This is a genomic window from Parapedobacter deserti (assembly GCF_042646065.1).
In the GTDB taxonomy this organism is placed as follows: domain Bacteria; phylum Bacteroidota; class Bacteroidia; order Sphingobacteriales; family Sphingobacteriaceae; genus Parapedobacter; species Parapedobacter deserti.
On sequence record NZ_JBHRTA010000016.1, the window covers coordinates 196,543 to 207,558 of the forward strand.

The following is an 11,016-nucleotide window of genomic DNA, read 5'->3' on the forward strand; positions in this document are numbered from 1 at the left end:
TTCATTAGTTAATTTCATGTTAAAAAGTTGTTAAGAAAAAGTCAGAAATAACAAATCAAATAATTTCCGGCATCATTTTCTCACAAAACCAACACCCTAATAAACAATAAAACAAGTTATTTAAAAAAGTATTATTACTTATTGAGCACCTTCGAATCGTGGAAACAAGTCAATTTGTTTAGTTATCTTTGCATATGGTGAAGCGAACAATGAATGTGCGCGGCCTACCGAAGGAGATCACTCACAAATGAATGCTTATCTTACCGAATTAGACACGAAAGGTTATATCGACGAACCAATCGATCCGACACTTGATCTGGTAGAGGAAATAAACAAGCTAAAAAAGGAGAAAAATGCGGTTCTTTTAGCCCACTATTATCAAGACTCCGAAATTCAGGATATTGCCGATTACATCGGCGACAGCTTAGGTCTATCTCAGGAGGCCGCAAAGACGGATGCGGATGTCATAGTTTTTGCTGGTGTTCACTTCATGGCCGAGACGGCCAAGATCTTGTCACCGGAGAAGAAGGTGCTGCTTCCGGATCTTAAGGCCGGATGTTCGTTGTCGGATAGTTGTCCACCGCATCTATTTGCAAAATTCAAAGACCGGTATCCCGATCACATTGTCATTACTTATGTCAACTGTACGGCCGAGCTAAAAGCGCTAAGTGATATTGTCTGCACCTCCAGTAATGCGGTGCAAATCGTGGAAAGCCTGCCGCCCGACCAACAAATCATTTTCGGACCTGACAAAAATCTAGGTGATTATGTAAAACGGAAGACAGGACGTGACCTTGTGCTCTGGAACGGCGCATGCATGGTACATGAGCTGTTTTCACAGGAACGCATACAGCAACTTCGGGAACGTTATCCACAAGCCAAATTCATTGCACATCCGGAATGTGAGAAAGAACTGCTGGATGGTGCAGACTACATCGGTTCGACATCCGGCTTGTTGAAATATACTAAAGAAAATACTGCGGATACCTTCATTGTTGCAACTGAAAGCGGGATTATTCATCAAATGCAGAAAGCCAGTCCGGGGAAAACGTTCATACCGGCGCCACCGAACAATGCGTGCGCTTGCAACGACTGCCCGTATATGAAACTGAATACGTTGGAAAAGCTGTATAACTGCATGAAATTCGAGCTTCCTGAAGTCGATTTGCCGGCGGACGTGATAGCGCGCGCGAAGCGCCCGATCGAGCGGATGCTGGAAATATCAGAACGGTTGGGGCTTTAGTAGCGACCAAGTGGATTATTGATAAGTTGAATGAAAAGCTTGCAAGAAAGAATATGTTTGACAATATAGCGAAAACAAACCTGGAAAGCTTAGGTGAATTCGGGCTGATAGCGCACATTACCAGCGCTGTAAAATTCAAACAGCCTACTACCGTGAAGGGGATCGGAGACGATGCTGCTGTGCTGGATTTTTCCGGTAAAAAGACCTTGGTTTCCACTGACCTGCTATTAGAGGGGATTCATTTTGACTTAAGGTATGTACCGCTCAAACATCTAGGTTATAAGGCGGTACAGGTTAACCTTAGCGATATCTATGCCATGAACGGGGTGGCTTCACAAATTACGTTTTCTTTAGGCTTGTCAAGCAAATTTCCGCTTGAAGCCGTCGAAGAGCTCTATTCGGGGGCATTGCTCGCATGTGAAAAGTACCATGTCGACTTGGTTGGTGGGGACACATCGGCTTCCGCACAGGGCTTGGTAATCAGTGTGACCAGTATTGGGCATGCGGCGGCGGAGGATATCGTTTATCGAAGCGGCGCGCAGGAGGGAGATCTGCTTTGTGTATCCGGTGATTTAGGTGGAGCGTATGTCGGCTTGCAGTTGTTGGAGCGTGAAAAGCGCATATTTTTGGAAAACCCGAACATACAGCCGGATCTGGAAGGAAAAGATTATGTCGTAGAGCGCCAACTGAAGCCCGAATCGCGTAAGGACATCGTCCAATTGCTGGCCGATTTAAGTGTCAAGCCGACGGCGATGATCGACGTGTCGGATGGTTTGGCTTCTGAAATTTTGCATATCTGCCATGCCTCAGATAAAGGCTGTAAACTGCATGAAGATAAGATACCGATAGATCCAATGACGTATGATACGTCGCGGGAATTCGGGTTAGATCCGACCGTATGCGCTTTGAATGGTGGAGAGGATTATGAATTGCTCTTTACGATCCAGCAAGCCGATTATGATCGCATAAAAAATCAACCGGATATCAGCGTAATCGGATACATCACCGAAAAGTCTGCCGGTTGTGAATTAATATCGAAGTCGGGAAAGGTACATCCCATCAAAGCACAGGGCTGGAATGCATTCAGGGATAATTCCTGAAGACCTTGACATCAGGTCTTCAGGAATCCCCGTAGTACATAGTGAAGTATCCCGCCGTGGCGGTAATACTCGATTTCGATGGCCGAATCGAACCGTGCCCTTGCCTGGAATTCAATAATTTTACCAGTTGCTTTGGTAGCCTTCACGTTCAAGAATTTGAAGGGGTGCAAGCCTTCCGACACGCCGGAAATGTCGAAAGATTCTGTCCCATCCAATCCCAAGGATGCTGCGTTTTCTCCTTGTGGAAACTCCAGCGGGATTACCCCCATTCCAACGAGGTTGCTGCGGTGTATGCGCTCAAAACTCTCGGCAATGACTGCTTTTATTCCGAGCAGGTTGGCACCTTTCGCCGCCCAGTCCCGTGAGGAACCACTGCCATATTCTTTACCCGCCAATACGATGAGCGGTGTCCTGTCGTCGGCATACCGCATGGCTGCATCATATACCGCTAACGTGTCACCAGTGGGAAAATAAGTTGTGTATCCACCTTCTCTATCGGTAATTCGGTTGCGGATGCGTACGTTGGCAAACGTGCCACGCATCATTACTTCATGATTGCCCCGGCGGGAGCCATAAGAGTTAAAGTCTTTAAATTCCACGCCTTTCGAGATAAGGTATTGACCGGCGGCCGAATCGGATTTGAATGAACCGGCAGGCGAGATATGGTCTGTGGTGACAGAATCTCCAAGGTAAAGCAATACACGGGCGCCGGTGATATCCTGTGTGGGCTGAGGCGCTGTAGAGATGTTTTTGAAGAAAGGTGCTTCCTGGACATAAGTTGATTGTTCGTTCCACACAAAGTTTTTTCCCTCCGGCGCTGTAAGCTGTTTCCAGTCATCGCCCCCGTCGAAGATGACATCGTAGACTTTCTTGAAATCTTCCTGTCGCATGCATCGGTTGATCGTATCTGTAATTTCATCTTGGCTTGGCCATATATCGCTGAGGTAAACGGCATTGCCATTCGGATCGTAACCTACAGGGTCACTGAGCAGGTTTATGTCTACCCGGCCTACGAGCGCGTAAGCGACTACGAGCATAGGTGACATCAAAAAATTCATGCGGACCTGCGGATGCACCCGAGCTTCAAAATTACGGTTGCCGGAAAGTACAGATGCCACGACCAGGTCGCCCTTGTCCACCGCTTCGGCGATGTGCGGCGGCAGTGGTCCGCTGTTTCCGATGCAGGAGGTACAGCCATATCCCACCGTATGGAAGCGAAGCGCTTCCAAATCTTCCAACAGGTTGGCCCGTTGCAGGTACTCGGTTACCACTTTGGAGCCGGGGGCAAGGCTGGTCTTCACCCACGATTTGGTACGGAGTCCCTTGGCCACCGCTTTGCGGGCAACCAATCCGGCTCCCACCATCACCGTCGGGTTTGAGGTATTGGTGCAACTGGTAATGGCTGCTATTACGATGCTGCCATCACTGAGGATGTATTCCTGATTTTTTATTTTTACGCGTACAGAGCGTATTTCATCCGTTTCAACAGCGACGTCGTCTGAAACCGGTCGTTCCTCAAAAGTGAAGGCACTACCTGAGCCACCTTCCGAGAGCCATGCCTGTTCCTGACGGCCTTTTATTGGGGCATACCTGCGTTGGTAGTCTTTTTCCATCAGGTTACTGAATTGCACGGGTAGATCTTTTGCCAATATCTTATCCTGCGGCCGTTTCGGACCTGAAACGGTAGGTTGTAACGTATCCAGATCTAATTCAAGTACATGCGTATACGTAATATCTTCCTTGCCTGTTCGCCACAGAAGGTTGTCTTTGCAATAGTTTTCTACCAACGAGATGTGTTCGTCCGACCGGTTGGTACGCCGCATATAATCTAGCGTCTGGTCGTCAATAGGGAAATACGTAATGGTACACCCGAATTCGGGCGACATATTGGAAATAGTAGCCCGGTCGGTAACACTCAGGTAATCCAACCCATCTCCGAAAACTTCAACGAATTTGCCCACCACACCATAGTCACGCAACAGTTTGGTAATGGTTAACACCATATCCGTAGCGGTACATCCAGCCGGGATCCTTCCGTTCAACTTCAGTCCGATGACCTGTGGGCAAGTAAAATAAATGGGTTGTCCGAGCATGGCAGCTTCTGCTTCGATGCCGCCCACACCCCAACCTACCACGCCAATGCCGTTTACCATAGGGGTGTGCGAATCCGTTCCAACCAGTGTGTCCGGAAACGCCCAGCCGTCGCGGACAATCACTCCTTTCGCCAGGTATTCAAGGTTTACCTGATGACAGATGCCCATACCCGGCGGCACGACAGTAAAATTGTCAAGGGCCTGTTGCCCCCATTTTAGCAGCTGGTAACGTTCGGCATTGCGTTCGTATTCCAGCGCTACGTTCCTTTGATACGAATAGTCGGTTCCGAAGTAGTCCACCTGCACGGAGTGATCAATAACAAGGTCAACAGGTATAGCCGGATTTATCTTACTGCCGTCGCCGCCTTTGCGGATTACCTCTGCACGTATGGAGGCCATGTCGACGACGGCCGGCACACCGGTGAAATCTTGCATAAGCACACGGGCCGGCTTAAACGGAATCTCTTTGTCAGTTCCGGTGGGGCTCCAGTTGACCAGCGTGTCTATGTGTTCATCGGTTACGGCAAACCCATCATGGTTGCGCAGTGCATTTTCGAGCAGTATGCGGATGGAGAAGGGAAGCTTACCTACTTTTTTTCCACCATCGGCTATTTCTTTCAGTGATGCAATCTGATAGTTCATGGTATTTTGTTAGCATTTACCTATTATCATATTAATACTTTTTCCCTACTGATTGTTTACGTAGTTGCTAATAATTTCAAAATAGTTTGTCATATACATACGAATCTGCTTGAAACAAAAAGCAAAACGGCTGCAGTGTATACAGCACAGGGTATTAGCCACTTGCTAAGGTATAAAAAAACCGAGAGAAAACGATATGGTGTTTACGCCTTGGCATAGATTAATAACTAGTCTGCGTTTTTTTGATTTGTTTACAAAATAAATATACATACCTTTGGTTTTTATTATTTTATAATTTTTATTACAATGGCAGAAGGAGTAGTTAAATTCTTCAATGAAACCAAAGGTTTTGGTTTCATCGTTCCCAATTCTGGTGAAAGCGAAATTTTCGTGCATTCATCAGGCCTTATTGACAAAATTCGGGAGAACGACAATGTTTCTTACGATGTCGAACAAGGCAGAAAAGGTTTAAATGCGGTAAATGTTAAGGTAATCTAAGGATAGCCTTTCAACTATATTTATTGTATTGCCAAGCCGGCCCTCATCCGTTGACGGCCGGCTTTTTTTTGTGCTGCCCAGATGTAATGCCTCCAATCGGTTATTGCGCTGATGAGGAAGGGGGCAGCAAGTTATCGATGTCGCGGGCGAGTTTCCGGTCTTTTTCCGTAATGGTGTTACCTGCATCATGTGTGGACAACCAAATTCCCACCTTATTCCATGTATTGTTCCATGTAGGATGATGGTTATGTTGCTCGGCGAGCAAAGCTACCCGAACCATAAATGCAAATGCCTCGGAGAAATCAACAAACGTGAACGATCGGTAAAGCGTGTTATTTTCTTCTTTCCACATTATAAAATGAGTTAGCTGGCACAGTAAATCAGTACATAAAACAAAGAGCAGCAGATATTGTTTTGTGAACGGTGCGTTAGCTGAGCACTTCCTCGAGAACGGTGTGTGATTTTATTTCGCCTAAATTGTCGATGTGGAGCTGGTAGAAATCGATAATTTTAGCGAGCAGGAAACGTCGGTCGGCCACAGGTAGCTGCAAGTTTCCCAGATTTTCGACAGCACATGCCATCAGACCGGCCATTTGCGAAACGTGGGGTTGTTGTAATATGAGGGCGTGCGTAGGTAATCTGTCGCAAAAAACACCGTCTTTCAGATCGAAAAAACCTTGCCCGTGCTTGGGTGCTGCAGCGCCGAAACCAAGAAAGCGCGAAAGTCTGAGCAGAAAGAACAGGTGGAAATCCGGTGGCATCTTTTCGGCGGAGTCCAGCCAAGAAATGGCGTTGAATACAAAATTGAACAACGGTTCGTCAGCAGCTTGTTGGCGGAGGCTCTTATGTAATATTTCATTAAGGAATAAGACAACAGTACTTTTCATGATGTCATATGGGATGGATTGAAAAGAAGGCTGCTGTCGGGCTTCGGCAATGCGTTGCAATGTAGATTGCTCACGAAAGTGCACCACCATATCGAGCAGGGATAATGGCTGGAAGAGCATCATACCGATTTTCGCTTTTGGTCTCCGGGCGCCCTTGACAAGGTAAGACTGGAGACCAAGCTTTTCTGTAAAAACCTGTGCGATGAGACTACTCTCAGAATAGTTCGTCGACTTCAATACGATGCCCCGCGTCTTGTGCAGCATGTTATCCAAAAAAATACGTCCAGACTTTAGGAAAAAAAATCGAAACTCCTATTACAGCTGCGAGGCCGGAAGCCACCAGTACCGCGCCCGCCGCGGCATCCTTGGCTTTTTTAGCCAACGGGTGATCGTTAGGGGATACCAGGTCAACGAGGGTTTCGATCGCGGTGTTTGCCAGCTCAGCAATGAATACCAACGCAATACACAGCCCAATCCACCGCCATTCGGAGGCCCGCAGATCCATCCATACGCCGAGGGTCACCGCCAACAAGCCCAGCACGAGATGAACTTTCATGTTACGCTCCGTGTGGTAACTTGCTACTATACCCCTGAAAGCGTTAGAGAACGGGTTTGAATGGCCTTTATTCATTTTCGTGCTGTCGCTCTTTGCGTTCTTCCAAGATACTTTGGCGCTCGATTTTTCGGATAAAACTATAAAAGACCGTCAAGAAGCCGATGCCGAAAATGACGACACCGATTGCCATCACCCATTTATACAGATCGATCTCCTTATCCATCAGGTAATATCCCAATATACAGCATGCAGCCCCACAGGTAGTGAAAATTAAGCCTCTACGTAAGTATTTGTTCATAATCATCATTTATTAAACAATGACAACTGCACAAAGATAAGGTTTATCAACTGATGCATTTATTACTATATTTAGGCTTTATTTTATGTCATGGCCAATATGACTTTACGTGATATCGCGAAAGCGCTGGATCTGTCTGTTTCGACGGTATCCAAGGCGTTGCGTGATAGCTATGAAATAGGCGGGGAGACTAAAAAACGGGTTGTGGATTATGCGCGGGCGAATCATTACCAGCCAAATCGGATGGCAAAAAGTCTAAAGGAGGGAAAAAGCGGATCCATCGGCGTTGTCATCTGTTCGATCGATAACAGCTTTGTCTCTCGCATGCTTGACGGTATTGATGGGGCATGTTCAGCAGCGGGGTATGATATGATTATCATGCAAAGTAAAGAATCGTTATTTCAGGAGAAATCATGCCTGAAACAGCTTGAAGCCCGCGGGGTGGAAGGCGTGTTGATATCGCCATCTGCCGAAACAATGAATTTTGAACACCTTTCCGCGCTCAGGGACCAAGGCATACCCCTGGTTTTGTTTGACCGAATCTGCGATGACTTCCCTTCGGATCAAGTCGGTATTGACAACCATAAGGGTGCTTTCCAAGCCACGCAACACCTGATCGCTAATGGCTACAGGCGTATCGCGATGCTAAATATAGACCCGGGTGTCCATTTTGCGTCACAGCGCAGCAACGGGTATGCTGATGCATTGAAGGCCAATCGCATCGCGTACCGAAAGGAGTATGTACGTTTTTGCAGGTGTTCTGACAACGAGGGATTGAAAGATTGTGTGGATGAAAGCATCCGGTCACTTCTCGAATTGGCGGAACCTCCCGACGCGCTTTTCACGGCTACTGACCAGCTGTCAACGCATAGTCTCAGCGTCATGCATCAGCTGGGCTGTCGCATTCCGCAGGACATTGCACTTATTGGTTTCAGCAATACTGAATTGGCCGGGATGCTCACCCCTCCGCTATCTACGGTATACCAGCCGGCTTTTGAGATCGGACAACGTGCCGCGGAAAAACTTATCAAGCTGATTAGGGGAAAAAACCTGCAGGACAATTTTTATGAAACGGTCCGGCTTCCTATTCGGTTGGACATCCGGAACTCATCAAGTCGCACTAAGAATCAAGCAGTTGTATAATACGGGTACAGATGTCTTGTGCAACCGCCGTTTTCGGTTTGAGTTCAAAAACTTCCATGGATGCGTGCTTATCGATGATGGTGATCTTGTTGTGGTCTCCCGCAAATCCGGCGCCTTCGTCGCGCATTGAGTTCAATACGATAAAATCAAGGTTTTTCCTACGCAGTTTATCAATGGCATTGGCGTGCTCGTCGTGGGTTTCTAACGCGAAGCCTATGAGCACCTGACCTTTTTGCTTACGTTTACCCAATGTGGCGAGTATATCTGTCGTTTTTACCAATTCTATCCCGAGGTTTTTGCCCTCGTTTTTCTTGATTTTAAGGTCGGCCACCGACTTAGGAGTGTAGTCAGCTACGGCCGCGCCCATGACCGTAATGTCCGCTTCGGTGAAATGTGTCAAACATGCTTCGAGCATATCGGCGGCTGAAGTAACGGCTACATGCCGGACGGCTTCGGGCGGCGCCAAGTCTGTAGGCCCACTCACCAAGGTAACATCTGCACCAAGTCGCCGCAATTCAGCAGCTATTGCATATCCCATCTTGCCGCTGGAGTGGTTGCTGATATAGCGGACCGGATCAATAGCCTCGTGGGTAGGACCGGCCGTCACCAACGCCTTTTTGTTCGCCAGGGGCAAGCCTTCCGTAAAGTAAGTGTCGAGGGCGGTCAGGATGGCTTCAGGTTCGGCGAGCCGTCCCTCGCCGTTGAGGCCGCTGGCTAGTTCCCCTGTTCCGGGTGGAATAATGCGGTTGCCAAACGTCTGGAGCCGGGCGATGTTGGCTTGGGTACTGCCATGATTCCACATGTCCAAATCCATGGCCGGTGCAAGGAAGACGGGACATTTGGCCGAAAGATAAACAGCGCAAAGCAAGTTGTCGCAAAGACCTTGTGCAAATTTCCCAAGTGTGTTCGCACTCGCAGGAGCAATCACGATGGCGTCTGTAGCCAATGCGAGATGCACGTGGTTGTTCCACACCCCAGTGGAGGGATCAAAATAATCTACCAGTACTGGCTTACCTGAAAGCGTAGCAAGCGTTAGCGGAGTAATGAAATGCGTAGCTTCGGGAGTCATCACTACCTGTACCTGTGCGCCGGCCTTGACCAACAGGCGGGTCAGAAGGGCCGACTTGTAGGCAGCTATGCTGCCACAGATACCCAGGAGAACGTGCTTTCCCCGAATACTCATTCACTACTCTTCTTCTTTTTCCGCAACGGGATTCCGGAAATAGACCTTGCCATTCAGGAACTCGTCGACAGCTATCAACGTGGGTTTAGGTAGGCGTTCGTAGTGCTTGGAGATCTCGATCTGCTCACGATTCTCGAAAACCTCTTCCAGATTATCGTTAGTGGTTGCGAATTCGGCCAGCTTACTGTTCAGCTCTTCCTTCATATCCACCGCGATCTGGTTGGCTCGCTTGCTGACGATGACGATCGATTCGTAGATGTTGTCCGTCTTCTTGTCCAACTCCCTTAAATCACGGGTCACGGTGGTGTTGGGAACGGTTTTGCTTATTTGAATACTCATATTTTGTTCCTTATCTTATTTATTTTCTGGTAACGAGGCTGTTTCCCTTTCTGCCGATTCGCCCTCCGCTGAAGAGGCAGCTGCGAGTTGGGCACTATATCGCTTAGCGGTTTCAGCCCCCTTTTCAGCATCCTGTTTAAGCTGATCCGCTTCCTTGCGGAATTTGCTGTCAGGATAAGCGGATATGAAATTGTTATACAAATCAATGGCCTCCCCGAAACGCTCTTCCTGCCTTCTTGGATGGCTTTGGTTGGCGTAAAGGCATTGTGCCTTGATACTTAGAAACTCCATCTCTTCTGCATATTTTGTGTCGGGAAATTCCCGGAGCATGTTGTCGAAAGCAATTACAGCAGCTCTATAATCTCCGTCCAAGCCCATATCAAGGTACAGCTTGGCGTTGTTAAACGCCTTGGTTTCCAATTTATCCCGCAACTGCTGGATCAGGCCGGAAGCCTCTTCGGCGCGCTCACTTGTGGGATACAGATTGATGAACAGCTGGAGGGCTTCGATCGCGCGGTAGGTATATTCTTGGTCGAGTCCCACTTTCGGGGATTCAAGAAAATAGCAATAGGCGCCCATATAACGGCATTCTTCTGCCCGTGGGCTATTCGGATATGTATCTGTAAATTGCTTGAAGTGAAATCTTGCGGTAGGATAATCCCGCAAGTGATAGTTAGTATAAGCCGTGTAGTAATACAGGTCTTCGGCTTCTGCCTGACCGCGGTACTTCGTCACCAAATCATCAAACAGGATGCGGGCCTTTTCATACTTTTTGTTGTTGTAATATTTAATGGCTTCTTGGTATTTCTGTGCGATATTGTTACTGGCCCGCAATTTCTCGAATTTGCTCTTGCACCCAGCAACCGTCACTACCAAAAACACGAGGGCAGCCCACGCCACTATTCGCCTATTTATAAACATTCTGCAAAGATAAGTGAAATTAAAATAGCTGTCAATTAAATTTTTAGGGGCAAGATAGGGTGAAAAAGCAGTACCGTCAAGCGGTTTAACAGAGTTTAACAGATGGCGGCATG

The 11,016-nt window shown here is 47.7% G+C and carries 12 protein-coding genes; 4 read left to right on the forward strand and 8 right to left on the reverse strand.

Annotated elements, in window-relative coordinates; all coding sequences use genetic code 11:
- The first annotated feature begins 247 nt into the window (after window positions 1–247).
- Together nadA and thiL are read left to right on the forward strand one after the other, a co-directional pair.
- Complete coding sequence (nadA, locus tag ACFOET_RS06315) at window positions 248–1,243, forward strand: quinolinate synthase NadA (RefSeq protein WP_379020707.1); 996 nt, start codon at window positions 248–250, stop codon at window positions 1,241–1,243.
- A 53-nt stretch (window positions 1,244–1,296) separates the two neighbouring features.
- Complete coding sequence (thiL, locus tag ACFOET_RS06320) at window positions 1,297–2,343, forward strand: thiamine-phosphate kinase (protein WP_379020709.1); 1,047 nt, start codon at window positions 1,297–1,299, stop codon at window positions 2,341–2,343.
- Window positions 2,344–2,354: 11 nt separating this feature from the next.
- Here the strand turns inward: thiL and acnA are convergent, their stop codons facing one another.
- On the reverse strand, window positions 2,355–5,078 hold the full coding sequence (gene acnA, locus ACFOET_RS06325; RefSeq protein ID WP_379020711.1) for an aconitate hydratase AcnA: 2,724 nt from the start codon (window positions 5,076–5,078) through the stop codon (window positions 2,355–2,357).
- Window positions 5,079–5,384: 306 nt separating this feature from the next.
- Here acnA and ACFOET_RS06330 point away from each other — a divergent pair, with 306 nt between their 5' ends.
- The gene (locus ACFOET_RS06330; protein WP_090626780.1) at window positions 5,385–5,576 is read left to right on the forward strand and encodes a cold-shock protein; all 192 of its coding nucleotides are present in this window, start codon (window positions 5,385–5,387) and stop codon (window positions 5,574–5,576) included.
- A gap of 100 nt (window positions 5,577–5,676) precedes the next feature.
- Here the strand turns inward: ACFOET_RS06330 and ACFOET_RS06335 are convergent, their stop codons facing one another.
- From ACFOET_RS06335 to ACFOET_RS06350, 4 genes are all read right to left on the reverse strand, one after another.
- On the reverse strand, window positions 5,677–5,928 hold the full coding sequence (locus ACFOET_RS06335; protein ID WP_379020713.1) for a 4a-hydroxytetrahydrobiopterin dehydratase: 252 nt from the start codon (window positions 5,926–5,928) through the stop codon (window positions 5,677–5,679).
- Window positions 5,929–6,004: 76 nt separating this feature from the next.
- On the reverse strand, window positions 6,005–6,727 hold the full coding sequence (gene recO, locus ACFOET_RS06340; RefSeq protein ID WP_379020715.1) for a DNA repair protein RecO: 723 nt from the start codon (window positions 6,725–6,727) through the stop codon (window positions 6,005–6,007).
- A 1-nt stretch (window position 6,728) separates the two neighbouring features.
- A complete protein-coding gene (locus tag ACFOET_RS06345) occupies window positions 6,729–7,094 on the reverse strand; it encodes a diacylglycerol kinase family protein (protein WP_379020717.1) in 366 nt (121 codons plus the stop codon).
- Complete coding sequence (locus ACFOET_RS06350; RefSeq protein ID WP_379020719.1) at window positions 7,087–7,317, reverse strand: signal peptidase; 231 nt, start codon at window positions 7,315–7,317, stop codon at window positions 7,087–7,089. The genes ACFOET_RS06345 and ACFOET_RS06350 overlap by 8 nt, the downstream gene beginning before the upstream one ends.
- Window positions 7,318–7,416: 99 nt before the next feature.
- Between ACFOET_RS06350 and ACFOET_RS06355 the strand changes: the two genes are divergently transcribed.
- Window positions 7,417–8,460 (forward strand): LacI family DNA-binding transcriptional regulator, encoded by a 1,044-nt coding sequence (locus ACFOET_RS06355; protein WP_379020721.1) that lies wholly within the window; start codon window positions 7,417–7,419, stop codon window positions 8,458–8,460.
- Here ACFOET_RS06355 and coaBC read toward each other — a convergent pair.
- Genes coaBC through ACFOET_RS06370 form a run of 3 tightly spaced genes read right to left on the reverse strand, consistent with a single transcriptional unit; the run spans window position 8,438 to window position 10,903 of the window.
- On the reverse strand, window positions 8,438–9,643 hold the full coding sequence (gene coaBC / locus ACFOET_RS06360; RefSeq protein ID WP_379020723.1) for a bifunctional phosphopantothenoylcysteine decarboxylase/phosphopantothenate--cysteine ligase CoaBC: 1,206 nt from the start codon (window positions 9,641–9,643) through the stop codon (window positions 8,438–8,440). The genes ACFOET_RS06355 and coaBC overlap by 23 nt on opposite strands.
- Window positions 9,644–9,646: 3 nt before the next feature.
- Window positions 9,647–9,982, reverse strand: a complete 336-nt coding sequence (locus ACFOET_RS06365) for a DNA-directed RNA polymerase subunit omega (RefSeq protein ID WP_379020725.1) — start codon at window positions 9,980–9,982, stop codon at window positions 9,647–9,649.
- 15 nt (window positions 9,983–9,997) lie between these two features.
- Complete coding sequence (locus ACFOET_RS06370; protein ID WP_379020727.1) at window positions 9,998–10,903, reverse strand: outer membrane protein assembly factor BamD; 906 nt, start codon at window positions 10,901–10,903, stop codon at window positions 9,998–10,000.
- Window positions 10,904–11,016 lie beyond the last annotated feature (113 nt).